This is a genomic window from Rhodococcus sp. 2H158 (genome assembly GCF_053764755.1).
The window spans coordinates 277,660-304,359 of record NZ_JBSNCE010000001.1 but is presented as its reverse complement, the minus strand read 5'-3'; the positions used below and the strand labels follow the sequence as shown (position 1 = coordinate 304,359).

At 68.7% G+C, this 26,700-nt stretch carries 20 protein-coding genes; 15 read left to right on the top strand and 5 right to left on the bottom strand.

Going from position 1 to position 26,700, the window contains the following annotated elements:
• A complete protein-coding gene (locus ACWPOB_RS01410; protein WP_455399661.1) occupies positions 1–1,197 on the bottom strand; it encodes a thiolase family protein in 1,197 nt (398 codons plus the stop codon).
• 251 nt (positions 1,198–1,448) lie between these two features.
• On the opposite strand from ACWPOB_RS01410, the gene ACWPOB_RS01405 reads away from it, so the two are divergent.
• From ACWPOB_RS01405 to ACWPOB_RS01380, 6 genes are read left to right on the top strand one after another with little or no spacing between them, the layout of a single operon-like run.
• On the top strand, positions 1,449–2,030 hold the full coding sequence (locus ACWPOB_RS01405) for a MaoC family dehydratase (RefSeq protein WP_455399660.1): 582 nt from the start codon (positions 1,449–1,451) through the stop codon (positions 2,028–2,030).
• A 9-nt stretch (positions 2,031–2,039) separates the two neighbouring features.
• A complete protein-coding gene (locus tag ACWPOB_RS01400; RefSeq protein ID WP_455399659.1) occupies positions 2,040–2,963 on the top strand; it encodes an HpcH/HpaI aldolase/citrate lyase family protein in 924 nt (307 codons plus the stop codon).
• The gene (locus tag ACWPOB_RS01395) at positions 2,960–4,195 is read left to right on the top strand and encodes a CaiB/BaiF CoA transferase family protein (RefSeq protein ID WP_455399658.1); all 1,236 of its coding nucleotides are present in this window, start codon (positions 2,960–2,962) and stop codon (positions 4,193–4,195) included. The genes ACWPOB_RS01400 and ACWPOB_RS01395 overlap by 4 nt, the downstream gene beginning before the upstream one ends.
• Positions 4,188–4,679 (top strand): MaoC family dehydratase, encoded by a 492-nt coding sequence (locus tag ACWPOB_RS01390; protein WP_455399657.1) that lies wholly within the window; start codon positions 4,188–4,190, stop codon positions 4,677–4,679. The genes ACWPOB_RS01395 and ACWPOB_RS01390 overlap by 8 nt, the downstream gene beginning before the upstream one ends.
• Before the next feature lie 55 nt (positions 4,680–4,734).
• Positions 4,735–6,138 carry an MmgE/PrpD family protein gene (locus ACWPOB_RS01385; RefSeq protein WP_455399656.1) on the top strand — a complete coding sequence of 468 codons (1,404 nt, stop codon included), beginning with the start codon at positions 4,735–4,737 and terminating at the stop codon, positions 6,136–6,138.
• A 30-nt stretch (positions 6,139–6,168) separates the two neighbouring features.
• Entirely contained in the window at positions 6,169–6,381 is a 213-nt protein-coding gene (locus ACWPOB_RS01380; protein ID WP_455399712.1) for a hypothetical protein, read from the top strand.
• Here ACWPOB_RS01380 and ACWPOB_RS01375 read toward each other — a convergent pair.
• From ACWPOB_RS01375 to ACWPOB_RS01365, 3 genes are all read right to left on the bottom strand, one after another.
• Complete coding sequence (locus ACWPOB_RS01375) at positions 6,296–6,904, bottom strand: transposase (protein WP_455399709.1); 609 nt, start codon at positions 6,902–6,904, stop codon at positions 6,296–6,298. The genes ACWPOB_RS01380 and ACWPOB_RS01375 overlap by 86 nt on opposite strands.
• An 85-nt stretch (positions 6,905–6,989) precedes the next feature.
• Entirely contained in the window at positions 6,990–8,540 is a 1,551-nt protein-coding gene (locus tag ACWPOB_RS01370; protein WP_455399655.1) for a PucR family transcriptional regulator, read from the bottom strand.
• A gap of 28 nt (positions 8,541–8,568) precedes the next feature.
• On the bottom strand, positions 8,569–10,128 hold the full coding sequence (locus ACWPOB_RS01365) for a PucR family transcriptional regulator (RefSeq protein WP_006932166.1): 1,560 nt from the start codon (positions 10,126–10,128) through the stop codon (positions 8,569–8,571).
• A 111-nt stretch (positions 10,129–10,239) separates the two neighbouring features.
• On the opposite strand from ACWPOB_RS01365, the gene ACWPOB_RS01360 reads away from it, so the two are divergent.
• From ACWPOB_RS01360 to ACWPOB_RS01320, 9 genes are all read left to right on the top strand, one after another.
• Positions 10,240–12,303 carry a hydantoinase/oxoprolinase family protein gene (locus ACWPOB_RS01360; RefSeq protein WP_455399654.1) on the top strand — a complete coding sequence of 688 codons (2,064 nt, stop codon included), beginning with the start codon at positions 10,240–10,242 and terminating at the stop codon, positions 12,301–12,303.
• Positions 12,300–14,261: a hydantoinase B/oxoprolinase family protein gene (locus tag ACWPOB_RS01355; protein WP_455399653.1), complete on the top strand. Its 1,962-nt coding sequence runs from the start codon at positions 12,300–12,302 to the stop codon at positions 14,259–14,261. The genes ACWPOB_RS01360 and ACWPOB_RS01355 overlap by 4 nt, the downstream gene beginning before the upstream one ends.
• Before the next feature lie 156 nt (positions 14,262–14,417).
• On the top strand, positions 14,418–15,761 hold the full coding sequence (locus ACWPOB_RS01350) for a purine-cytosine permease family protein (protein ID WP_455399652.1): 1,344 nt from the start codon (positions 14,418–14,420) through the stop codon (positions 15,759–15,761).
• Positions 15,762–15,932: 171 nt separating this feature from the next.
• Complete coding sequence (locus ACWPOB_RS01345) at positions 15,933–17,417, top strand: amino acid permease (protein WP_455399651.1); 1,485 nt, start codon at positions 15,933–15,935, stop codon at positions 17,415–17,417.
• A 157-nt stretch (positions 17,418–17,574) separates the two neighbouring features.
• Positions 17,575–19,035, top strand: a complete 1,461-nt coding sequence (locus ACWPOB_RS01340; protein WP_455399650.1) for a class I adenylate-forming enzyme family protein — start codon at positions 17,575–17,577, stop codon at positions 19,033–19,035.
• Positions 19,036–19,123: 88 nt separating this feature from the next.
• Complete coding sequence (locus tag ACWPOB_RS01335) at positions 19,124–20,923, top strand: DUF3556 domain-containing protein (protein WP_455399649.1); 1,800 nt, start codon at positions 19,124–19,126, stop codon at positions 20,921–20,923.
• Positions 20,920–22,347: a phytoene desaturase family protein gene (locus tag ACWPOB_RS01330; protein WP_455399648.1), complete on the top strand. Its 1,428-nt coding sequence runs from the start codon at positions 20,920–20,922 to the stop codon at positions 22,345–22,347. Before ACWPOB_RS01335 ends, ACWPOB_RS01330 begins: the two co-directional genes overlap by 4 nt.
• Positions 22,340–23,635: a PucR family transcriptional regulator gene (locus ACWPOB_RS01325; RefSeq protein ID WP_455399647.1), complete on the top strand. Its 1,296-nt coding sequence runs from the start codon at positions 22,340–22,342 to the stop codon at positions 23,633–23,635. Before ACWPOB_RS01330 ends, ACWPOB_RS01325 begins: the two co-directional genes overlap by 8 nt.
• A 61-nt stretch (positions 23,636–23,696) precedes the next feature.
• A complete protein-coding gene (locus ACWPOB_RS01320; RefSeq protein ID WP_455399646.1) occupies positions 23,697–24,416 on the top strand; it encodes a haloacid dehalogenase type II in 720 nt (239 codons plus the stop codon).
• Positions 24,417–24,480: 64 nt separating this feature from the next.
• On the opposite strand, the gene ACWPOB_RS01315 is transcribed toward ACWPOB_RS01320, so the two are convergent.
• The gene (locus tag ACWPOB_RS01315; protein WP_455399645.1) at positions 24,481–26,553 is read right to left on the bottom strand and encodes a PhoX family protein; all 2,073 of its coding nucleotides are present in this window, start codon (positions 26,551–26,553) and stop codon (positions 24,481–24,483) included.
• Positions 26,554–26,700 lie beyond the last annotated feature (147 nt).

Genomic DNA, 26,700 nt, shown 5'->3' with positions numbered 1-26,700 from the left:
TCAGCTCACCTTTTCGTTCGTAAGTACCAGGGAGTCACCCCACGGGGTGCCCCACTGCAACGATTTCGCGTTCGCGATCTGCCGTGGGCCGGCCTCGCCTCGCAGCTGCCGCACCATCTCGATCATGTGGCCGTAGCCGTACAGATGACCTTCGGCCAGGCTCCCACCCGAAGTGTTCATCGGCAGTGGCGAGTCCAGGCCGATCCCCTTCTCCCTGCAGTACGCGGCAGCATCGCCGGCAGCACAGAAACCCCAGCGCTCCAACGCCATCCAGATCTGGTGCGAGAAGGGGTCGTAGGTATAGAAACCGTCCAGATCGTTACGATCGATGCCGGCCATCTCGAGGGCAGGGAACGTCTTCGGAGCTACGTAATCGTAGCTCGGACTCACTCCGGCACCCATTCCCGGACGGGAGAAGAACGTATAGCTGTCCGGGCTGGAGGGAATCCCCTGCATGCCCGCGATGCGTACGATCGGCCGCCCCAGATCTGCGGCGCGCTCTTCGGTCGTCACGAGCAGGCAAGTCGAACTGTCCACCATCTGGCAGATGTCGGCCTGACGAAGGGGGCCGAGCAATTCCGGCTGGTCCAGATACTGTTCGACGGTCAGCTCCTCGTCGCGCAGCACCGCCAGCGGATTCTGATGGGCGAATCGGCGCAGCGTCACCGGGATTACAGCAAGGTCTTCGGCCGTGGCGCCGTATCGGTCCATATATTGCTGGGTGGCGAGAGCAGCCCCGGCGCCGGCGCCCTGGGAGCCGTGCAGGGTCCAGTTCGCATAAGGCCCCCCGCCATCTCGCAAGGACTCGTCCATCCCCCCGAGCGGCGAACTCATCGGAGCCAATTTGCGAGCGTAGCCTGTGGCAGATACGGAACTGTTGATGACCGCTACGACCTCGGCGAGCCCCATCGTGACAGCCATGGCCGCCTGTTGCACCGTCGTCGCCGTCCAGCGACCGTGAGTCCACAGCTGGGATACCCACGTCAGGTGGAGTCCAGCAGCAACGGCGAATTCGTCGTAGTCGACTCCCCGCGGGGCGCCCCACGCGGTCACCAGGCCGTTGACATCGGCCTTGTCCAGGTTCGCGTCACGCAGGGCTGCGCGGAACGACTCGAACTGCAACCGAAGTGGACTTCGCCCCGGTGCACCGATGACGTCACTCGTGCCCAGGCCCACTACACAGGCATTCAGCTTCACGACGTGGAGCTCCTCTCTGGCGGGACCGTCGCCGCCCCCGCTCTCACCCATCGCGGCGTTCGTCATCGCGCCAACGTGATCTACAACATAACAGTTTATTGGTGTACGGCCAACTAGTTTTCCCTTCGGCGCCCCCGAAGGCTCGCCCGGGCGCGCTGACCGGGCGTCGAAGTACGCCTTGAGCTGCGCTTTCTTGCCGTCGCCAAAACTTGTTCGTTGACAAACTTTAAATTGCCGTCATCATGTAACCCATGAACTCGAACCCCGTGCGGGCTCCAGCTCCACCCACCACAGCGCCCGGCACATCCGTCGGACGGTCTTCGGGCACACACGACGTCGACGTACCCGACCTCGACTCCTTCCCCCTGATCCCCAAGGGCAACAAGTACGAGGACTTCGAACTCGGCCAAACCATGAACCACCACTGGGGCCGCACCCTCACGGAGGCCGACAACGTGTCGTTCTCCACCGCAACCTGTGCCTGGTTGCCGCTGCATCTGAATATCGAGTATGCGCGATCCCAAGGTCACCCCGACACGGTCATCAACCCGATGCTGGTGCTATGCACGACCGTCGGCCTCTCCGTCGAGGACCTCAGCGAAAGCGGGGGCCCATTCCTCGGCATCGACGACTGCGTCTTCGTACGCCCGGTCTATCCGCGGGACACCATCACGGCCAGCTCGCAGGTTCTCGAAATGCGCACTTCTACCAGCAAACCCGGCGTCGGCATCATCACCTGGCGCACCACAGCAACCAACCAGCACGGCGAGACAGTCGTCGAATTTCTCCGAACCAACCTGGTCGCAGCGCGCGGCCACTCAGCCACAAAGTAGGGACACACCATGGCCGACAACCGACTGCGACGCAGCGAACTCTCCACCCCGGGCCACAGCCCCAAGATGATCGCAAAGGCCGCGGCCAGCGAAGCAGACCTGGTCTTCCTCGACCTCGAGGATTCCGTAGCCGCATCACAGAAGGTCGCTGCCCGTCGCAACATCATCGAAGGCCTGAACACCCTCGACTGGGGAATCAAGACCCGAGCATGCCGCATCAATCCCGTCGGCACCCAGTGGTGCTACGGCGACATCATCGAGATCGTGTCCGAGGCCGGTCGGAACCTCGACGTCATCATCATCCCCAAGGTGTTCGGACCCCGCGACGTGTGGTTCGTCGACGATCTCCTGACCCAGCTCGAGACGGATCTGGGACTCGAAGCAGGCCGCATCAAACTCGAAGTCCTCATCGAAGAAACCCAGGCGCTGTCCTGCGTCGAGGACATCGCCTCGTGCTCACCACGCCTGGAGGCGCTGATTCTCGGCGTCGGTGACCTCTCCGCCAGCCAGGGAATCCGCCTGGGACACATCGGTGCCGCGGCCGAAGGAGCGTACGGCTACCCCGGCGATGTCTGGCACTACGCGCGCAATCGCATGATCGGTGCGGCGCGCGCCAACGGACTCGACGCCATCGACGGACCTTTCGGTGCGATCTCCAACCCGGAAGGCTACGAGCGTGAGGCATCCTGGGCCGCAACACTGGGCAGCGTCGGGAAATGGGCAATCCACCCCAGCCAGATCGCCATCGCCAACAAGGTTTTCGCGCCCACGGCTACCGAGATCGAACGCGCCACCGCAGCTGTTCGCGCCGTGCAGGAAGCCGAAGCGGCCGGACTCGGCGCCGCCGCGCTCGACGGCATGATGATCGACGCCGCAACCGCACGGATCTTCGAAGGCGTCCTGGAACGCGCCCGCCAATGCGGTGTCGCATGACCACCACCGATGCCGGCGGTCCCCTGAGCGGAATCCGGGTACTCGACCTCACAGCCATGCTCGCCGGGCCCTTCGCCACCATGCTGCTGACCGACCTCGGTGCCGACGTCATCAAGGTCGAACCCCCTACCGGGGACAGGACCAGAGCGCTCGGCCCTCATCGCGCCGGTGACGACCCGAATCAAGCACTCGGCGGATACTTTCAATCCGTCAACCGCGGCAAGCGCAGTATCGTCCTGGACCTGAAAAGCGAGGAAGGCTCGGCGAAGTTTCGAGAACTGGTCCGCGTCGCCGATGTGGTCGTCGAGAACTTCTCCGCCGGTGTCATGGAACGGATGGGCCTGGGCTACGAATCCCTCGCCGCGGAGAACCCGCGACTGGTCTACGCGGCGATCCGTGGTTTCGGCGACGCCAGATCCGGCAAGAGCCCCTACGAGACCTGGCCCGCTTTCGACATCGTCGCGCAGGCCATGGGTGGTTTCGCCGGGATCACCGGACCCCTCGACGGCACTCCGCTGAAATCGGGCCCGGGCATCGGCGACATCTTCCCCGGCACCCTGCTCTCCCTGGGCATCGTTGCCGCGGTGCGGCATGCCGAACACACCGGTAAGGGCCAATTCGTCGACGTGGCAATGTACGACGCCATCCTTGCCATGTGTGAACGGCTCGTCTACCAGCACTCGTATCTGGGAATCGTCCCGCGCCCCATGGGCAACGGTCATCCATTGCTGGCACCGTTCGACATCATGCAGACCCGCGACGGTTGGATCGCCGTTGCAGCCCCCAGCGACAACCACTGGCGCATACTGGCCACGGCCATGGACCGACCGGAGCTCGGGGACGATCCGCGATTCGCAAGCAACGCTGCGCGCCTCACCAATATCGCCGAGGTTCGCAAGATTCTCGGCGCATGGCTCGCAGACCGGACGACGTCGGAGATCGTAGATTCGCTCGGCGGCCGCGTGCCGATCGGACCGGTCCACACCGCCGCCGACATCTTCGACGACGAACACGTCCGCCTTCGCGACATGCTCGTCGACGTCGAACAGCCCGGTTCGGATGTGCCCGTGACAATTGCCGGCTCGCCGATCAAGTTCAGTGCCACCCCGGCCCAGGTTCGCGGACGCGGTCCCAAACTCGGGGAAGACGACGTCGCCACAGTCCTCACCGAGTGGTCCACCGATCGAATTCCCGGTTCACCGATTACAGAGGGGGGAGGCAGCAATGGCTGACCACCACGACGCACTACTCGGATCATGGGGCTGGTTCGAAGATTTCCGTCCCGGTCAGAGGATGAGACATTCGCGCGCCGCCACAGTGGGCGAGATCGAAGGCAGTGGGCCCGCGAAGCAGGTGATGAATACCGCGCAGGCGCATTTCAACGATCACTTCTTGAAAGGCTCCGCTTTGGGTGACGAGCGCCTTGTTTTCGGCCTCGCCACCGCCTCCCTGGTCTACGGCTTGGCGTCGCAGGACACCGCCGAACACGCCGTTGCCGAGCTCGGATGGTCGCGGCTGCGCTTCCGCGCGCCCGTGCACCACGGCGACACCATCGAGGCCTTCACCGAGGTCGTCTCGGTCACGCCCGGCGCCGACTCGACGGCACCCGGGACCGTGGTGTTCCGCCATTGGGGTCGCAGGCAGGATGGTCGCATCGTGTTCGAGGGCCAGCGGTCGACCCTCGTCCGCCGGCGCAGTTCGCGTGTCGGTGCGTGATTCGGGTGACGAATCGTCACAGGAGAGAACGTTTCCCTACGGTGAGGTACTAACGATGAGCGGAACCGACAACGGACGATCCGATATGCCCGGGACGCAGGAGACGCTCACCAACCAGGTCATCACGCGAGTCCGAGATCTCGATGATCTTCCCCCTCACGTCGTCACCGGCGCCGTGCACTGCATCCTCGACACACTCGGCGTCGCACTCGCAGGGATTCACGAACCCGTCACCACGCACGTGCGGGCCGACGTGCTCGACGAGGGCGGCAATGCGCAAGCGACGCTGTGGGGCACCGGTGAGCAGGTCACTCGTCCTCAGGCGGCCCTCGTCAACGGCACCGCCGCCCATGCCATCGACTTCGATGACGTCGTGTCACGGATGGACGGTCATCCCTCCGCTCCCCTGCTCCCGGCACTCATGGCCGCTGCCGAGGGCACCCCTGTCCGTGGGACAGATTTCATCGCGGCATTCGTGGCCGGGTTCGAGACCGAAGCCCTGATCGGTCAGTTGATGAAGCCGTCGCACTATGCGCGGGGCTTCCACGCAACTGCCACCGTCGGCGCGTTCGGCGCGGCGGCAGCAGTTGCACACCTGTTGCGGCTGGACGAGGCCCGGTGGGCACACGCATTCGGCATCGCCGGATCACGCGCGGCGGGCCTCAAATCGATGTTCGGAACGATGACCAAGCCACTGCAGGTCGGGGCCGCAGCCGAAAACGGTTTGAGATCAGCTACTCTGGCTGCCCGCGGGGTGACAGCCCATCCCGATGTCCTCGGCACGAGTCAAGGCTTCCGCGACACGCAGTCCGACGCCACCGGCACATCGGAGGCCTGGACGTGGACCGAGCCCTCCATCACCGAGGTGCTTTTCAAGTATCACGCTGCATGCTATCTGACGCACTCCGCGATCGAGGGGGCGTTGTCCTTGCGTGAGTCCGGGGTGACGCCGGACCTCGTCGAGTCGATCGAGATCCTCGTTCCGGGAGGTCACCTCCAGGTGTGCGATATCGCCGAGCCCTCCACCCCGCTCGAGGGGAAGTTCAGCCTGCGTTTCACCACGGCGATGGCATTCGTGACGGGCGACCTGACCGAACGTGCATTTTCGCCGACATCCCTTACGGACCCGCACATCCTCCATCTGCGGGATCGAGTACGGGTCACCGGTCGTACCGACACCGACAGTCGGTCTTCCATCGTGCGGGTCACTCTTTCCGATGGCACCGAGCGCGTCGCGGAAGTCGATGTCAACCGGACCACGCCCGCGGACCAACTGGCACGGCGCTGGGAGAGCCTCGTGACCAAGTTTCACTCGCTCGTAGATCCGGTGACAGGGCCGGACGTCGCGGACCGCATCGTGAAGGCCGTCGCGGACCTCCCCGCGGCCGAGAGTCTCGTTCCACTGTTCGGCACACTCTCAGCCGGCCGCGGTGGCGACCTTCGGAACTCGATCGTATGAGTGAGATTCGTCCGGACAGGAGAGCACGCGGTGAAGATCGGCATCGTCGGCGCGGGAAGCATTGGCAACTCGGACGCGCGCCTGCTGGAAGGTGACAAAGTCCCAGACTTCGGACGCAGGAGATGTGGAATGAACACCGTCGTCGACATATTGTTCATTACCCCAATGTCATGGTTATTGGCAGTACCGATTGTACTGCTCGACCGGCTGCTCGCGCCGGAGCTGCCCGTATCGCCGGACTAGGTGTGCAACTGACGGAGGCCCCTGACAGCGGGTTTCGCATCTTCTGTCGGAGGCGTTCGTAGGATGTTTGACCGGCCCGGGCACGGTGGGGGCGATTGTAGTTGTAGTGGTCCTCCCACTGTTGGAGATGTTCAGCGAACAGGTGGACGTCGTCGATGACCTCACCTTCGAGCAGCCGGTAGAACTCCGCGGAGTCGATGCGGTGGGAGCGTTCGATGCTCCGATGTTCGTCGCGCTGCTGCGGGAAGCTCTTCCGGCGGTGAATTGCTCGCCGTCGACGGGGGCGGATTCCTGTGGATCTCGCGGGCGATGTAGCGCTCGAGGCACCGGATGATTTCTCGTTGCTGAGCCCCTCTGCGGTGTGGCGTTCGACGTAGTCGCGAGTGGCCCGGTGGTGCCTCGTTCGGACGGTCGTGACGATGTGGAGCACACTGTTTGCCGCACGGTCACCGCTGCGACTGAGTCCGTGGCGGCCGGTAGTGCGTCCGCTTCTCGCCGGCTGGGGTGCAACGATCGTCAGCACCGACGACGGTGTCCACGCGAATGCACTCACCGGCCGCCTCGAAAGTCAGCTTCAGGTCGGCAAGGGACCCACCGACCGTCGGCACCTATCCGCCACGGCCGTCCAGCATCTCCCGGGCCTTGACGGCCAGCCACCACTCCACCCGGGTGTGGATCGAGTCGAGGTCGCGGCCGGTGAGTTCGGTGATGCGGGCGAGCCGGTTCCGCAGGGTGTGCCGGTGGATGCCCAGCGCGGCGGCGGTGCTCTCGGCCTGGCCGTTGTGCTCGAGGTACGCGGCGAGGGTCTCGACCAGACGTCCGCTCGATCCGTGCTTCGCGTCGTAGGCATCGAGTGCTTCGAGTCCGGTGCGGGCGATGGCCTGCAGCGCGTCCGGATCCTGCATGCCCAGCAACACGGAGAAGGTACCGAGCTCGGCGAACGCCACCGGTGTCCGGCCCCCGTCCCGCGCTGCCCGCGCCGCCGAGAAAGCCTGTTGCACACCGGTGTTCGCGTCCTTCACGCCGCACGGACCGCCCAGCCCGCACCGGACCGGCCGGCCGAGCTGCGCGCGGACCCGGTCCTGGACCCGGGTCGCGATCTCGCGGGCCCGGTCGGCCGGCAGGACCACGGCGACATCCGCGCCGACCGAGGCCGCCAGATGGGGTACGCCCTCCGCGGCGAGGACCGCGCCGACCTGCCGTTCCGCCGGCAGCAGCGGGCCGACCTCCGTCAGCACGGCGACCGCGACGGTGTCGGTCGGTTCGAACCCGAAATAGCGGAGCAGGCCGGCGTCCATGCGTTCGGGTGCGTCGAAGAGTGTCCGGGTGACGACGGCCCGCAGCCGCTGTTCCGCGCTCTGCACCTTCGCGGGCTTGCCGAGCTCGATGGAGATCAGCGACACGGCGTGGGCGAGGAGCAGACGGTCGGCCGGCGGGAGCGGCTCCGCGGTGCCGACGGCGAGGTATCCGTAGAGGTCCTGGGCCGCCGCGATGCTCTGAACGGTGTAGTGCCCCGCGGCGTCGGCCAGCACCTTGCTCATCTGCCGCCGCCGCGGAGATCGGGACGCCGACTCCGCCACCCCGCGCGCATGCCGGACCGCCCGCGTCGTGTCCGACCCGTATTCGGCGAGTACGCGATCGTCGGCGTCGACGACGGCGACGGCTCCGGCGAGGGCCTGACCGAGCGCGGTCACGACCGCGGGCACACCCCCGCGCAGCGTGGCCCGGGCCAGCCGCTCCTGCTGATCGACGACCCGCTGCACCGCGCGGACCTGGTCGGCGGTCAGTTCGTCGATGACCGCCCGGGTGATGGCGATGAAGGGCGTCGAGGCGGGCACGGCGAGCACCGGGAACCCCAGTGCGTCACCCGCGGCGCGCAGACCGTCGGGCACGCGGTCGAACCGGGTGCCGGTGTCGAACGCCAAGGCCACGCAGCCGGCCCCCACCAGGCCCTGGAGGTACGCGAACTGCTCGTCGGCGCCGGCGCCGATCTCCAGTCCGGTGGTCATCACGAGCTCTCCACCCGAGAGCCACGGGGTGGGGTCGGGAAGCTCGATCGGATGCGCCCACTCGATGACACGGTCGGCTCCGTCGCGACCCGCCACGAGAGTGAGCCCGAGCTCCGGCAGCGTCGTGAGCCGACGCACGGTGATGGCCATGATGACGATCCTTCCCCGCACCGGGCGGCTAGGAGGTGGGGTGTTCGGCGAGGACTTCGAGGGCCAGGTGCACGTCGGTGACGTCCCGGGGGGAACGCAGGGACCGGCCCAGCAGGTCCTCGACTCGTTTCACCCGGTGCCGCACGGTATTCGGATGCAGGTTCAGCTCCCGCGCCGTCCGCCCCACGTCCAGGTCCCGGGCCAGGTGGAGCACGAGGAAATCGACCAGGTCGTCGTGGCCGTCGAGCAGGGGGGCCAGGACCGCGGTGGCGCGCGCGAGGGCGGGCCCCGGGTCGCGGCCCGCCAGCAACCAGTCCGCGAGGCTCACGTCCTCGAAGCGCTGGGTGCTGCGGCCGAGCCGCTCGGCGGCCCGTCGCGCCCAGCGCGCCTCGCGCAGTTTGTCGGGCCCGCGCGCGGGATCGGTGAACGGCTCGCTCGAGCCGCACGTCAACCCCTGCGGAAGGTTGTTCGACCAGGAGTCGAGTGCCTCCGCCCGGGCGGGGACCACTCCGACGAGGCCACCCTCGCCCCGGGCGAGCAGCAGGGTCAGCCCGATGTCGCGGGCCAGCCCGGACACGTCCGTTTCGACGGCATCGAGCAGCGAGTTCGCCCGGAACACCCATCGGCGGTTGTCGTAGTCGGGTGCGGCGGACAAGGCCAGCATCCGCATATCGGGCTCGGGGCCGAACCGCAGCATCTCGAGCTGGTCCAGGACGGTGTCGGAATCGGCCGGATCGCCCGACGCCAGTGCCCGCACCAGTGCGGCGTGCCGCGCGCGGTTCTCGATGGTGGCGCGCTGGCGGGTGCGTTCGATCGTGTTGAGCAGCCTCAGCGACACCTCGACGGCGGGCGCGGTGAGCGGGTCGGTGAGTTCGTTGCTCTTGGACGCGAGGGCGAACCAGTAGTGCTGGCCGCCCGGCGAGATCGAGTGCGCGCTCACCGACCATCGGCCCACCCGGAACAGCAGCCGGCCGTCCCGGCCGCGCAGCTGATTGCGGATCAGGTGCACCGGTGCGCCGCCCGCCGAGGCCACGACGTCGCCGACCTCGTTGTAGAGGACCACGCTGCTGCGGAGCAGCCCGGCGAGCCGGGCCACGAGGTCGGCCTCCGGGGACTCGGCCGTCATCGCCTCGAGCAGGTGGTTCTGCATCTGCAGGGTGCGGCGCAGCAGCATCGAGTCCTGCGCCTGCGCCGCGGCGTTGACGCGGCCGACCACCTCCATGAACGGCAGTTCCGGCGGGATCGCCACCACGGCGAACCGATGGCGCTCGGCCTCGTCGAGCAGGGGCCGGGGGACGTCGTCGGTGATCACTCCGACGCCGTACCCGAGCGCGGCGATGCCGGACCCCACGAGCTCGCGGATCAGTTCGCGATAGGCCTGCTGCGGGTGCTCGTGGCCGGGGAAGCGCGAGCCGGTGGTGAGCATCATCGACCCCGGCCGCAGCCACCGCGTCGGGTTCTCGATCTCGATCGGGTGCGCGCCGGTGATTCCCACGTTGGGGTCGGCGTCGGTCGCCAGCCGGAGCCCGAGGTCGGGTTCGAGCAGCAGGTCGACGAGCCGGAAACGGTCCGGAAGCATGCCCGACATCTTTCTCCCATGGGTGTGAAGATCTCCAACGATTCGGGGAACTCGATTCACTTTCTCCAATTGATGGCCTCGCGACCAGGCCGAATACTGAGTTCCACCCGACCCAGGAGTATGACGATGATCACATCCCGCAATCCCCACCTGCGCGTCGCCGTGGACGTCGGAGGCACCTTCACGGACGTGTGCATCTTCGACGAGAGCGCATCGACCACCCGCATCGCGAAGGTTCCTTCGACCCCGGACGATCCCATGCGCGCCGTGATCGACGGTGTGCGCACCGCGGGCATCGACCTGACCGACGTGACCCTGTTCTCCCACGGCACCACCGTCGCGACCAACGCGCTCATCACCCGCAACTTCCCGCCCGCGGCCCTCGTCACCACCCGCGGGTTCCGCGACGTGCTCGAGATCCGCGACGGCACCAAGGACGAGTTGTGGGACACGTACGTCGACGTCGGCACCCCCTACATCCGCCGCCGTGACCGGTACGAGGTCACCGAACGCATCGACTACGCCGGCGAGGTCGTCACCCCGCTCGACGAGTCGGAGGTCCGGGAGATCGCCCGCATCCTGCGCCGCAAGAACATCAAGACCGTCGCGGTGTGCCTGATCAACAGCTACGTCAACAGCGCCCACGAGCAGCGCGTGCGGGCACTGCTCGAGGCCGAGCTGCCCGACGTCACCGTCTCCACCTCCAGCGAGATCCTCCCCGAGATCTTCGAGTACGACCGCGCCTCCACCACCGTCGCCAACGCCGTGCTGGCACCCCTGGTCAGCGGGTACGTCAACCGGCTCGAAGCGCAGCTGCGCACCGACGGATACGACGGCGACCTGCTCCTGCTCCATTCCGGCGGGGGCTCGATGACCCCCGCGATGGTGGAGAAGTATCCCGTCCGGCTCGCCGCCTCCGGCATCGCCGCCGGCGCGATCGCCGTGGCCGACATCGCCACCCGCTGCGGATACCCGAACGCGATCGGCCTGGACATGGGCGGTACCAGCACCGACATCTCGCTCGTCTACGACGGCGAGGTCCGCACCACCAAGCAGTGGCAGGTCGAGTACGGCTTCCCCATCTCCTTCCCCAGCATCGAGGTGCTCACCATCGGCGCCGGCGGCGGATCGCTGGCCTGGCTCGACGAGGCAGGCTCGCTGCGCAACGGGCCGCAGTCGGCCGGCGCCTCCCCCGGACCTGCCTGCTACCTGCGCGGCGGCACCGAGCCGACGAACACCGACGCCAACGTGCTGCTCGGCCGCCTGGGCACCGCCCTCATCGGTGGCGGACTCACCCTGGACGTGGCGGCCGCGGAGAACGCGATCAAGCAGAGCGTGGCCGGACCGCTCGGTCTCGACGCCGACACCGCGGCCAGCAACATCATCCAGGTGGCCAACGCCAACATGGCGGATGCGGTGCGGCTGTTGTCGATTCGGCGCGGCTACGATCCGCGCGACTTCGTCCTCGTCGTCTGCGGCGGCGCGGGCGCCCTGCACGGCGCGGCCCTCGCGAAGGAACTGTCCATTCCGACCGTCGTGGTGCCGCCCCATCCGGGCATCACCTCGGCGCAGGGGTGCCTGCTCGTCGACATCCGGCACGACCTGTCGGCCATGTTCCAGGGCCGCGTCGACGAGGTCGACATCACCACGCTCGAGCGCGAATTCCTGCGGCTCGAGCAGGAGGGCACGCAGCGTCTCCGCCACGAGGGGGTCGAACCCGAACGGATGGTCCTCGATCGTCATATCAGCATGCGCTACGCGGGGCAGTGGCGTTCGCTCACCGTCGCGGCCGGCAGCGGCCCCGGCTTCCTCGCGGAGGCCGTCGAGCGGTTCCACGAGGAGCACGAACGGGACTACTCGTTCCGGCGCGACGACACGCCCGTGGAGATCTACCAGATCGGGCTGCGCGCGGTGGGCACCACGCCGAAGCCGAACTTCCCGCGCACCTCCGAACCCACCACCGCGGAGCCGTCGCCCGTGGAACGGCGCAACGTCTACTTCGACGAGGCGCGCGGCCGGCTCGACACCCCCGTCTTCGACCGCGACACACTGGAGTTCGGCACGCGCATCCCCGGCCCGGCCGTGATCACCCAGCTCGACTCCACCACCGTCGTCCCCCCGGGGACCACCGCCACCATCGACGAGTGGGCGAACATCCGCATCGACATCCAGGAGACCCGATGACCACCACGTCCCCCACCCTCGATCCGGTCACGTTCGAGGTCCTCAAGAACGCGTTCGCCACGTCGGTCGACCTGATGTCCGAGCAGATCCTGCGCACCTGCTACTCGTTCGTCATCTACTCGCGGGACTTCTCCTCCGCGCTCTGCGACGCCGAGGGCAACACCGTGATGCAGGGCAGCCAGGACATCGCCGTCCACGTGGGCACCCTCCACTTCCAGTGCAAGGCCGTGCTGGAGGAATTCGGCTCCGACATCAACCCCGGCGACATCTTCATGGTCAACGACCCCTACCGGGGCGGCACCCACCTCAACGACGTCAGCTTCGTCCGGCCCATCTTCGCGGACGGCGTCCTCATCGCCTTCGCGCAGAACAAGGGTCACTGGGCCGACATCGGCGGCAGCGTCCCCGGGTCGTTCGACGTGACCGCCACCGAGCATTTCGGTGAGGGCCTGCGGATCACCCCGGTCCGGGTGTGGCACGAGGGCCGATTCCTGGCGGACGTCGCGAAACTGCTCGTCGCGAACACCCGGTCGCCGGAGATCAGCATGGGCGACCTGCACGCCCAGGCGGAGGCCACGGGCGTGTGTGAACGCGAAATCCTTCGCCTCGTGGACAAATACGGACGCGGCACCGTCACCGACGCGATGCGCGAGGTCCAGGACTACGTCGAGCGCATCGTGCGCAGCCGGGTCGCCGACCTGCCGGACGGCACGTGGACCACCGAGGACTATCTCGACTCCGATCCCGCCCGCCCCGAGGGGCTCGTCCCGATCCGCGTCACCATGACGATCGAGGGCGACCAGCTCAGCTACGACCTGACCGGCAGCGCACCGGCGGTCGCCAGCTTCCTCAACAGCGGCTACGGCACCGCGTTCTCCGGGATCGTGGCGGGCACCAAGTCGTTCTTCCCCGACGTGCCGCTGAACTCGGGCCTGTACAACGCGATCCGCACCGACCTCGGACCGGAGGGCACCGTCGTCAACGCGGGCTGGCCGCACGCGGTGACCGGATTCTGCTCCGGCCCCTACGAGAAGATCATGAACGCGATCTTCGAACTGTGGTCGAAGGTCGTGCCCTCCCGCGCCATCGCGTGCTCGTTCAACCTCGAGTACCTGCTCGTCGGCGGCCGCGACGCCCGCACCGACGACCGGCCGTTCTTCATGTGGTACGACTGGATGGCCGGCGGCTGGGGCGGACGCAGCTCGAAGGACGGATCGAGCGCCACCGCACCGGTGTTCGGTATCGGCCTGGCCGTGCAGCCGTGCGAGGGGCAGGAACGCCTCACCCCCGTGCTGACCAGCGAGCACGCCATCATCACCGATTCCGGTGGACCCGGGGAATACCGCGGCGGGTGCGGCCTGTCCAAGGGCGGCATCCTCACCGACAGCGACAGCAGCGTGATGTCGTACTGCTGTGACCGTTCCCGCTCGGTCACCTGGGGCATCGAGGGCGGCCTGCCGTCCATCCCGCACGGTGTGTGGCTCAACCGCGGCACCCCCGAGGAGCGCTTCCTCGGGTCCGTGTTCTCGAATGTGCCGGTCCAATCCGGAGATTCGTTCGAGCGGCCGTCGGCGGGCGGTGGTGGCTACGGGGATCCGCTGCAGCGGGACCCGGAGGCCGTGCTCGAGGACGTGATCGACGGATACGTCTCCGTCGAGCGCGCCGCCCTGGACTACGGCGTCGTCGTCGTGCCGGTGGACCCCGAGATCGACCGCTACGAGCTCGACCACGACGCCACCGAGAGCGTCCGCGAGGAGATCCGCGTGTCGCGCAAGGGCTGGCTCGACGAGGACCCCGAGACCGTCGCCGCCCGCTACCGCAGCGGTGAGCTGTCCATGCTCGACCTCGTGCGCCGCTACGGCGTGATCGTCGACTGGGGTACCGGCGAGCTGCTGCCCACGACCACCGCCCAGTTCCGCGATCTGCTGCGGACCCGCTCCGTCGCGCACTGGTCCTGAATCCCCGTGCGGGGCAGTGATCCCACTGCCCCGCAACGGGTTTCGTACTCTCCACCCTCCCTCGAAGCTCCCCTGCCGAACCTCCCGCCCCCGGTGCTGCGGGCGGTCGTGCGCCCCTGCGCCGGTTCGGATTCCCTCCCCCCGAGAGGCGACCCCATGTCCGATCACCTCACCGAATCTGCTCCCGGATCCCCCGCGGAGCAGGAAATCGTGCCCGAATCCGGGCGTCTGTCCCGCTGGTCGCTGACGATGGCCTGGTGGGCCATGTTCAGCGCCATGTTCTGGCTCTACATCGCGGTTGCCTCGGCCGGCGCGGTCGGGGTACCGGCCACCCTCGCCGGGATGGCTGCCTCGATCGCCACCTTCGGCGTCGTCAACCTGGTGCTCTCCCGCTATGCGATCCACACCGGCCTGTCGGTCGAGCTGCTGTCCCGGCGCATGTTCGGCGCCGTCGGCTCACTGCTCGCCCCGGTCCTGTTCGCGGCCACCGCGCTCTACTACGGGGTCTTCGAAGGTTCCATCGTCGCCGTGGCTCTGCAGGAGTACTTCGGCGGTGACCTCAGGCTGTGGTACCTGCTCTGCACGGTCTACATGATTCCCGTGGTGATCGGGGGTGTCGCCGCGTGGCTCGACAAGCTCAACGGGATCCTGCTGCCGTTCTATCTCGTCGGCATGGTCGCCGTCGTGGTGGCCGCGACCGTGCGCCAGGGTTACCCCACCGGATGGCTCACCGCCACGGTGGCATCGGGTCCGCTTCCCGGCTGGCTCACCGCCTACCTCGTCTACATGGGCGTCTGGGTGCTGATGATGTACACCTTCGACTACGCGAGACTCGGTCGCCGCGCCGACGCCGCCTTCCACGGCACCGTCACCTTCGGCTGGGTGTTCTATGCGCTGACCTTCGGTGTGAACGGGCTCGTCGGCCTCTATCTCCTCGGCGCCTGGGACATCGCCGGAACCGAGACCGGCGTGGTCGAGGCGGTCGTCGGCTCCCTCGGCTTCGCGGGGGTGCTGCTGATCATCGTGTCCCAGACCCGCATCAACTCGGCCAACTTCTATCTCGCCTCCACCAACCTCCAGGTGTTCGTCCACCGAGCACTGCGCATCGACGTGCCCCGAGCGGTATGGGTGGTGGTGACCGCCGTGCTCGCATACCTGCTCATGCTCACCGACGTGCTGGGGTACCTGCTGCAGGCCCTCGCCTGGCAGGGCGTGCTGATCACCGCCTGGGTGGCGATCGCGGTGGTCTACGTGCTGCGGGATCGGGGCCACGCCATGCCCCGCACCGCGTCCGGTGGGGCGCTGGCGTGGCTGATCTCCTCGGTCGCCGGCATCGCGCTCACCGTGCAGGAGGTCAGCGCGACATGGGCGCAGCTCGCCCCGGTGGTGACGGTGCTCCTGGCCGCGGGCAGCTACGTGCTGCTCACCCCGCGCGCGGGCGCGACGGGTGCCGCGCCGTCGGGCGACGAAGCGTCGCCGGACGCGCCGCAACCGGTCTGAATCCGGCGGACAATCGCCGCCACGGCGAGTGTGACACCTGCCCCTGTACGCAGCGGCCATGTCGTGGGTCACATCGCGGCCATAGTGTTCTCCCATCCGAGCGACAGCGCCGCCGGGACGCCGGAACCGGCACACGACGGCGGCCGCACACCAGGTCTCGAAGGGAGTGCCGTGCATACCGATCCACCGGCCGAAAGGTCCGCCACCCTGGGCCACGCGCTGAAGAAGCGCCATCTCACCATGCTGTCCATGGGAGGGGTGATCGGGGCCGGGTTCTTCGTGGGGATCAGCGCGATCATCGGCCAGGCCGGCCCCGGCGCCATCCTCACCTGCCTGATCTGTGGGCTCATCGTCTTCCTGGTCATGCGCATGCTCGGGGAGATGGCCGTCGCCAAGCCCTGCACCGGCTCGTTCACCGAATACGCCCGCGACGCCATGGGCAACTGGGCAGGCTTCGCCACCGGCTGGCTGTTCTGGTACTTCTGGGTGGTCGTCGTCGGGATCGAGGCCGTGGTGGGGGCCACCCTGCTCGCCCGCTGGCTCCCCGGCGTGCCGCTGTGGCTGATGGCCGCCGGCCTGCTGTTGATCATGACCGTCGTGAACCTGTTGTCGGTCGGCAACTTCGGTGAGGCCGAGTACTGGTTCGCCGGGATCAAGGTCGCGGTGATCATCGCGTTCCTCGTGCTGGCCGGTCTCTACGTGCTGGGCATCTGGCCCGGGGCCGAGCTGTCCTTCGGCAACCTGACTGCACACGGCGGCTTCCTGCCCCACGGCTTCACCCCCGTCATGGTCGGGGTGGTCGCCGTCATCTTCTCGATGACGGGGGCCGAGCTCGTCACGATCGCCGCGGCCGAGTCGAAGGAGCCGGCCGCGGCGATCCGCCGGGCCACCAGCACCGTCGTGTTCCGGATCCTCGCGTTCTTCGTCGGCGCGACGTTCCTGCTCGTGACCATGCTGCCGTGGGACAGCTATGTCGTCGGCGAATCCCCGTTCGTGGCCGCTCTCGACGTCCTGGGCATCCCCGGGGCCGCCGAGATCCTCAACTTCGTGGTGCTGGTCGCCGTGCTCTCGTGCCTGAACTCCGGGCTCTACACCGCGTCGCGCATGCTGTTCGTGCTCGGTGCCCACCGCGACGCACCCGCGTGGATGACGGCCGTCAACTCCCGCGGTGTCCCGCTGAAGGGCGTGCTGTCGTGCACGTTCGTCGGATACGTGTGCATCGTTGCCGCCTACGTCTGGCCCGACACGATCTTCCTGTATCTGGTCACGTCGTCCGGTGCGATCTGCCTGTTCGTGTACATCATGATCTGCCTGTCGGAGCTGGTGCTGCGCCGCCGCTGGGAACGCACGTCGCCGGAGATCCTGCAGTTCCGGGTGTGGCTCTACCCGGTCCTGCCGGTCGTCGTCACGGCCGTCATCGTCGCGATCCTCGTCGGCATGTGGTTCACCGGCGCCCGCGCCGAACTGGTGCAGTCGCTGATCGCGCTCGCGGTCATCGTCGCCGCATACCACCTCAAGACCCGGTACCTGCGCCGGCGCGGCGGCGAACGGGCCGCACCGCCGGAGGAGAGGGCGCTGGCCCGGGCGATGCACGTCGAAGCGGAGCCGCGCCCCGGAGGGCCGCAACCCGCGCCCTCGGGCAATCCGGCCCACTGACGATCCGCTCCGCGCCGCCGGCTGCCACGACAGCCGGCGGCGCGGAGTTGTGCTCGGAGGACAACACCCCGTCGGAACTCGAGCCCGCGAGGCCGTAGCCGAGACGTGATCCCCGTCACTACCGTTGTGGTCAGCCAAGAGGAGAGGACCGACGGTAGTGACGATCGAATATCTGGTGTGGCACCGCGAATCGGAGCGGCCCTGCGTGCGGGACGACGACCGGGAACTCACCTACGCCGAATTCGCCCGCAGGGTCGACGGTTTCGCGGCGCAACTCCAGCAGCACGGGATCGCTGCGGGTGACGTCGTCGCGGTGATGCTGCCGAACCGGGCCGAACTCCTCGTCGCCCTCATGGCGGCGTGGCGGCTGGGTGCGACGGCCACCCCCGTCAATCCCGCGTTCACCGCGACCGAGGCCGAGTACCAGATCGACGATGCGGGAGCCGCACTCGTTCTCAACACCGGTCCCGACGCCCCGTCGGGCGGCCGCCCGGTGATCCACGTGGACGACATGGCTACCGCCCCGCCGGCCGGATGGTCGGCCGGCGCCGATCCCCGTCCCGACGACACCGCCCTGCTGATCTACACCTCCGGCTCGACGGGCCGCCCGAAGGGCGTGCAGCTCGCCCACACGAACCTGCAGTTCATGGCCGACTCGTTCCGCACGCACCTGCAGCTGACCGAGGCCGACCACTGCCTGCTGATCCTGCCGCTGTTCCACGTCAACGCGATCGCGGTCAGTTTCCTGGCGCCGATCCTGGCCGGGGCGCAGCTCAGCATCACCGGCAGGTTCTCCCCGGCCCGGTTCTTCGACGACGTGGCACGGCTGCGGCCGACCTATTTCTCGGCCGTGCCCACCATCTACGCCCTGCTGGTCTCCCAGCCGCAGGACACCCCGGTGGACACCTCGTCGCTGCGCTTCGCGATCTGCGGCGCGGCCCCGATCTCGAAGGAACTCCTCGATCGGGTCGAGCAGCGCTTCGGCCTGGTCGTGGTCGAGGGCTACGGGCTCACCGAGGGTACCTGCGCGTCGGCGTGCAACCCGATCGACGGCCCCCGCAAGCTCGGCACCGTCGGCCCCGCGCTGCCCGGCCAGCAGATCGCCATCGCCGGACCCGACGGGCGGCACCTGCCGGCCGGGGCCACCGGCGAGGTGCTCATCAAGGGCCCCAACGTGATGCGCGGCTATCTCGGCCGGCCCGAGGAGACCGCCCGCACCGTCGTCGACGGCTGGCTGCACACCGGCGACGTCGGCCGGCTCGACGAGGACGGATACCTCACCCTCGTCGACCGCATCAAGGACATGATCATCCGTGGCGGGGAGAACCTGTATCCCAAGGAGATCGAGAACGCACTCGCCACGCACCCCGCGGTCCTCGAGTCCGCCGTGATCGGCGCGCCGCACGAGGTGTACGGCGAGGTTCCCGTCGCGTACGTCGTGACCTATCCCGAGCGGACCGTCACCGACTCCGAACTGCTCGCCCACGTCGCCGAGCGGCTGACGAGGGTCAAGGTGCCCGCAGAGGTGCACGTCGTCGCCGCCCTGCCGCGCAACCCCGTCGGCAAGATCGACAAACCCGGCCTGCGGCGCAGCCACGGTGCTCCCGTGCACGCCTGACCGCTCCCCGAAGGCACCACACGCTCCACCCCGACTCGCCGGCCCCGGGCCGGTGGGGCGGCCACCCCTACCCGAAAGGCGAATTCCCATGGGTTTCAAGACCGGCCACTTCCCGGAAGTGGACCCCGCCACGTTCCGTGACCTCCCGTTCCGGGATCGGTTGCGGGCCATGTCGACCCACTGGGTGGACTACGGATTCGGCACGCCGAAGATGGTGCACACCGTCTACATCCTCAAGCTGCTGTTCCTCTACGTCGGCGCCGGCACCGCCCTGGCGACGCTGACCTCGGGTCTGTCGTGGCTCGACGTCTCGTCGTGGTGGAACCAGCCGATCGTCTACCAGAAGCTGATCCTGTGGACCGTGCTGCTCGAGGCGCTCGGTCTCGCCGGTTCGTGGGGTCCGCTCGCCGGGCACTTCAAGCCGATGACCGGTGGCTTCCGGTACTGGCTCAAGCCCGAGACGATCCGGCTCCCACCGTGGCCGGGCAAGGTGCCCGGCACGGCCGGTGACCGCCGCACCGTCGGCGACGTGGCGCTCTACGCCCTTCTGCTCGTCAATCTGATTGTCGCCGTGGCTCTTCCGGGTGTGCATACCGCCTCCGTCGACGCCCTCGTCGCCGACAACGCCGGCCTCGTCCGCCCCGCGGTCGTGGCGCCGCTGATCGTGCTGCTGATCGTGATCGGCCTGCGGGACAAGGTCATCTTCATCGCCGCCCGCAGCGAGCAGTACCTGCCGGCGATGGTGTTCTTCACCTTCCTGCCCTTCGTCGACATGATCGTGGCCCTCAAGCTGCTCATCGTCACCGTCTGGGTCGGCGCCGGCGTCTCCAAGTTCGGCCGCCACTTCGCCATGGTGGTCCCCCCGATGATCAGCAACACCCCGTGGATGCTGTCCAAGCGGGTCAAGCGCATGCACTACCGCAGCTTCCCGAACGACCTGCGGCCCTCGCACCTCGGCAGCGGCGTCGCCCACGTCCTCGGCACGTTCGTCGAGATCGTCACCCCGCTGGTGCTGCTGTTCTCCACCAACCGCACGATCACGCTGCTCGCGGTGCTGCTGATGGTGGCGTTCCACTTCTTCATCGCCTCGACGTTCCCGCTCGCGGTGCCGCTGGAATGGAACCTGCTGTTCGCCTACGCCACGATCTTCCTGTTCTGGGGCTTCCCCGCCTGGGACGGCTACGCCGTGACCGACATGTCGTCGCTGTGGCTGGCGGGCGCGATCACCGCCGCGCTGTGCTTCTTCCCGGTCCTCGGCAACCTGCGCCCCGACCTGGTCTCGTTCCTGCCGTCCATGCGGCAGTACGCCGGCAACTGGGCCTCGGCCACCTGGGCGTTCGCGCCGGGTGCGGAGGAGAAGCTGAACCGGCACATCGTGCGGGCCGCCGAGAACACCCGCACCCAGCTGCTCGCGACCTACCCCGCCGACGTCGCGGACGTCGTGATGCACCAGCTCCTGGGCTGGCGGTCCATGCACAGCCAGGGCCGGGCGCTGTTCTCCCTGATGATGCGCCACCTCGGGGACGACATCGACACCTACGACCTGCGCGAGGCCGAGTTCTCCTGCAACTCGATCGTCGCCTTCAACTTCGGTGACGGGCACCTGCACAACGAGCACCTGATCGCCGCGATCCAGCGGCGCTGCAACTTCGCGCCCGGCGAGTTCGTCGTCGCCTGGATCGAGTCCCAGCCGATCCACAAGGGCACCCAGGAGTACAAGGTGATCGACGCGGCCCTCGGCGTGATCGAACGCGGCACCTACAGGGTCGCCGACGCCGTCGCCGAGCAGCCCTGGTTGCCCAACGGGCCCATCCCGTTCGACGTGCAGTGGACAATGGACCGCGAGGGCGCCCACCGGGCGGCCGCACAGCGGGAGGTCACAGCGTGAGTACGGCGGTCGTGGTCGGTAGCGGACCCAACGGGCTCGCTGCCGCCGTCCACCTCGCCCGCAGCGGCGTGGACGTCCAGGTTCTCGAGGCAGCCGACGAGATCGGTGGCGGCACCCGCTCCGGCGAGCTCACCGTCCCCGGCCTGGTCCACGACCACTGCTCCGCCTTCCACCCCATGGGTGCCGGCTCCCCCTACCTGCAGACCCTCGGCCTCGATCGCTACGGGCTGCGGTGGCGGTGGCCGGAGATCGACTGCGCCCATCCGCTCGACGGGGGCGAGGCCGCCCTGCTGCACCGCTCCCTCGACGTCACCGCGGCCGGCCTCAGCGAGGACGGCCCGCGGTGGCGGCGGATGTTCGCCGACCTCGCATCCGGGTTCGACGGGCTCGCCGCGGACCTGATGCGGCCGGTGCTCAACGTCCCGCGGCACCCGCTGCGGCTGGCGGCGTTCGGACCGCGGGCACTGCTGCCCGCCACGGCCTCGGCCCGCTGGTTCCGCACCCCCAAGGGACGTGCCCTGTTCGGCGGGGTCGCCGCCCACGCCTATCACCGGCTGGACCGGCCCGCCACGTCCGCCGTGGGTCTGATGATCACCGCCGCCGGCCATCGCTACGGGTGGCCGGTGGCGGAGGGCGGCTCCGCCGCGATCGCGCGGGCGTTGACCGCGCAGCTCGCGGAGCACGGCGGCAAGGTGCACACCGGGGTCCGGGTCCGCCGTGCCGCGGACCTGCAGCCCGCGGACGTCGTGCTCCTCGACGTCGCCCCCGAGGCCGCCCTCGGCATCCTGGGCGACGCGGTACCGGCGCGGATCGCCAAGGCCTACCGCAGGTTCCGCCACGCGCCCGGCGCCTTCAAGGTCGACTTCGCGATCGACGGTCCCGTTCCGTGGGCCGATCCGAACTGCGGGAAGGCCGGCACCGTCCACCTCGGCGGCGAGTTCGCCGAGATCGCCCGGGCCGAACGGGACGTCGCGACGGGACGCATGCCGGAGCGGCCGTTCGTGCTGCTCGGCCAGCAGTACGTCGCCGACCCGACCCGCTCCCACGGCTCCGTGCATCCGCTCTACGCGTACGCCCACGTCCCGGCCGGCTACACCGGCGACGCGACGGACGCGATCGTCGCCCAGATCGAGCGGTTCGCCCCGGGGTTCCGGGACCGCATCGTCGCCACCGTGGTCACCGCGCCCGCCGACCTCGCGCGACAGAACCCCAACCAGGTCGGCGGTGACATCATCGGCGGCGCCAACGCCGACCTGCAGGTGGTGTTCCGGCCGCGAATTGCGCTGGACCCCTACAGCACCGGGGTGCCCGGGGTCTACCTGTGCTCGGCCTCGACCCCGCCCGGGGCGGGCGCGCACGGGATGTGCGGCTACAACGCCGCGGAGTCGGCGCTGCGGCACCTGCGGAGCGCCGGCCGTGGCTGAGCCGGTGGTCTCGGGGCGGTCGACGGGTGCACCGTCGGCCGCCGACGAGGTTCAGCGCGTCGTCGCCGAGGTCGCGCGCCGGTTCGACGCTCGCCAGCGGGAGATCAGCCGTTCCATGACCGCGATGATGGCGCGGGAGATCGCTCACCTCGACGAGGATCCGCATCTCGTCGAGCTGCTCGAGGCGAGTGTGCACGGCAACATCGCGACGATCATCCACGTGCTCACCAACGAGATCCCCGCCGAACACCTCCAACCCACCACGGCGGCAGTGGAATATGCGTTGCGGCTCGCGCAGCGCGACGTGCCGTCGCACTCGCTCGTCCGTGCGTACCACATGGGACAGAACGACCTCATGCGGCTGTGCTTCGACGAGGTGCGGTCGATGAACCTCCCGCCGCAGGTGACACTCGACGTCATCGAGCACATCTCCGCGGTGGTCTACCGGTACATCGACTGGATCACCCTGTACGTGTTCGACGCGTACGAGAAGGAACGGCGCCGGTGGTCGGCGGTGCGCGGCAACGTGCACTCCGCCCTCATCCACGGCCTCGTCGACGGATCCGAAACCGACGTCGCGGCGTTCGAGGCGGAGACCCGGTACCGGCTCGACCGCTGTCATGTCGGGGTGATCGTCTGGACGACAACCGAATCCGCGGACGGCGCGATCAATCCCCTGGACCGGCTGGTGCGCGCGGTGGCGGTGCACCTCGGGTCGGATGCCCCGCCGATCCTCACCGCCATCGACCGGCGCACGGTGTGGGCGTGGCTGCCGTTCGATCGGCACCGGCCGACGATCGACACGGTAGCACTCGATTCCGTCGTCCGATCCCATCCTGCCGGCCGCCTCGCTCTGGGCCTGCCCGGTTCCGGCCTCGCCGGTTTCCGGCGCTCGCACGAACAGGCCGAGGCCGCGTATTCGATTGCGGTGGCGCAGGCCACGTGCACCCGACGGGTCATCGGGTTCGGGGATCGCGGCGTCGCGGTGGTGTCGCTGCTCGCCCGCAACCTCGACGCCGCGCGGGCGTGGGTGGGCGAGATCCTCGGCCCGCTCGCCGACGACACCGAGCAGGCCGCGATGCTGCGGGTCACGCTCGGCACCTACTTCGCCACCGGTGAGAGCCACCTGCACACCGCCGAACGGCTGAACCTGCACCGCAACACCGTCAAGTACCGGATCAACAAGGCCCTCGCCGACCCGACCCGCGCGCCCGCGGTGCACGACAAGCTGGACATCGCGCTGGCGTTGCAGGCGTGCGAGTTTCTCGGGGAGGCGGTGTTGCGCTGACGCGCCGGGTATCCCGATTGTGACAACATCGGCACGGTCGGTCGATTCCAGGAGGCACCGTATGAGCATGCCCGGCGTGAAGGCACTCGTCTTCGACGTATTCGGCAGTGTGGTGGATTGGCGCACCAGCATCGCGCGCGCGGCGGCACCGTTCCTGGCTCGTCACGGGAGCAGTGTCGAACCGGCGGAATTCGCGGATGCCTGGCGCGCGCGCTACCAACCGGCCATGCAGGCGGTACGCGAGGGCAGGCGGCCCTTCGTGCGTCTCGACGTGCTGCACCGGGAGAACCTGGACGACGCCCTGCGCCGCTTCGGCATCGACCCGGCGGGCATACCGGGGCACGAACTCGATCAGCTCAACCGTGCGTGGCACGAACTGGATCCGTGGCCGGACGCCGTCGAGGGGCTCACGCGGCTGAAGCAGCGCTTCGTCGTCGCGCCGCTGTCGAACGGCAATGTCAGCATGATGGTCGATATCGCCAAGCGCGCGGGTCTGCCCTGGGACGCCATCCTCGGTGCGGAGGTCGCCCAGGCCTACAAACCCATGCCCGAGGCCTATCTGCGCACGGCCGACATCCTGGGCCTGGAGCCGGGTGAGGTGTGCATGTGCGCCGCTCACAACGAGGACCTGGCGGCCGCGCGCGCCTGCGGCCTGAAGACCGCGTTCTTCGCGCGACCCACCGAACACGGCCCGGCCCAGACCACGGACCTGCACGCCGAACACGGCTGGGACGTGATCGCCGACGACCTCGTCGACCTCGCGCGCTCCCTGGGCGCCTGACGGCGCCGGTGCGTCCTTTGGGCGGTGGGAGCCGCCCAAAGGACGCACCGGCCGCGTAGCGGCCCTATGCCCCGATCAGACCACCGGACTTCCAGGCCGCGACGACGGCCGGGCGCGGCTGGGCGGTGCCACCGTCGGGCCAGTGCGACGACGGGGCGTCCCACGTGGCGTCGTCGGTCTCGCCCGGGTGCTGCACGCACACCACGACGCGGTTCTCCTGCACGATCGGCCCGCACGTCTCCGCGCCGACGGGGACGGTGAGGAACTGCCGGGTCTCGCCCCGGCGCGGACCGTCGAGCACGACGCTGAACAGTCCGTCGTTGGACTTCAGCGCGTTGCCGTCGGTGGAGATCCACAGGTTGCCGTGCGGGTCGAACGCCAGGTTGTCCGGGCACGAGATCGGGCTGACCGTAGCCTTGTCGAAGCCGCCGAAGTAGGTGTCGGCGGCCTCCGGGTCGCCGCAGACCAGCAGCAGGTTCCACGTGAACGACGTGCCCGCGTGGTCGTCGTCGATCTCGAGCACCTGCCCGTTCTTGTTGTTGTTGCGGGGGTTCGCCACGTCGGCCGCGGCCTTGCCCTCCTCGCCGCGCTTGGAGTTGTTGGTCAGCGCCACGTAGATCTTGCCGGTCACCGGGTTCGGTTCGAAGTCCTCGGGCCGGTCCATCTTGGTGGCCCCGACCTTGTCCCCGGCCAGGCGGGTGAACACGGCGACCTCCTCGGCGGTCATGCCGTCGACCAGGGACTCGCCGCGGCCGTCCTCGGCGGTGCGCAGCAGCGGGATCCACTCCCCCGTGCCGGTGAACGTGCCGGAGGTGGGAAGCGCACCGCTGCCGTCGATCTCATCCGGCGAATCGCCGGTCAGCTTGGCCACGTACAGGGTTCCGGCGTCGAGCAGCGTCATGTTGTGCCGCATCGCGGCCTGCGACGTGCCGCTCTGCATCGTGCGGGAGGAGACGAACTTGTACATGTAGTCGAAGCGTTCGTCGTCGCCGCTGTAGGAGACGACGGTGCCGTCGCCGGTGACGTGGATCGTCGCGGCCTCGTGCTTGAACCGGCCGAGCGCGGTGTGCTTGACCGGCACGGACGTCGCGTCCCACGGGTTCACCTCGACGACCCAGCCGAACCGGTTGACCTCGTTGGGGGTAGCGACGATGTCGAAACGCGGGTCGAAGCGCTCCCACAGCCGTTCCGAGGCGCCGCCCTCGAGGCCGTACCGGGCCAGTCGCTCGGCGGCCACGGGATCGGTGACGTTCTCGGCGTTCGCGAAGTACTGGTTGAAGTTCTCCTCGCCGGAGAGCACGGTGCCCCACGGGGTGAGGCCGCCGGCGCAGTTGTTCAGGGTGCCCAGGACGCGGGTTCCGGTCGGGTCGGCGGCGGTCTTGACCAGGTCGCTTCCGGCGGCGGGACCGGTGAGGGCGAACTCGGTCAGGCCGGTGATCCGGCGGTTGTACGGGCCGAATTCGGGTGTGAGGCGCCCGGATCCGGCCTCGCCCTTGACCTGCACGACGGACAGCCCGTGGTTGGCCCAGCCGATGCGCACCTGCTCCTCGGTGGGGTTCTCGGCGTCGTAGCCGGCGAACATGAACGGCTCGGACGTGTATTCGTGGTTGACCACCAGCAGGTAGGTGTTCGGCACGCCGTCGACGGGCAGCAGCCCGGCGAAGTCGTTGTTGTAACCGAACTGCTTCTCCTGCGCGGCCGCGGTCTGGTTACCGATGTCGAAGGCCGGCGCGTCGGGCAGCACCGGGTCACCCCAGCGGATCACGACGGCCTGGTCGTAGCCCTCGGGAACGGTCACGGCGTCGTCGGTGTTCGGCGCGACGGCGGTGAAGTCGGTGCCGGTGGGCACGGGGCCGAGGTCCGCCGAGCCCGACGTCGTGGCGCCGGTGCTGCCCGCGTCGTCGGAACACGCGGCGAGCACGCCGCCCGCACCGACCGCGAGAACCGCCATCGCCCCGCCGCGCAGCACGCCGCGCCGGGACAGGGCGGTGCGCACGATGTCGCCGAAGTATTCGCCCCCGGAGGTGTTGGGCACCGCGTGGGAACACGCGTTGCCGCACTTGTAGCGGCAGGTGACGGCGGCGCGCGACGATGTGCCGTCGTGCGTGACGATCAGCGGCAGGGGCTTCGGACTCACAGGTACTCCCTCGTCGAATCGGTTCAACGCGGGCACCGTAGGAGACCGAAACCAGGTAAAGGGAACGAGAAGGTGAACGGGCGGTGAGCCCGCTGCCTCGGCACATCCGCGCCCCGCCCGGTCAGCCGCGACCTCGGATTGCTGTCG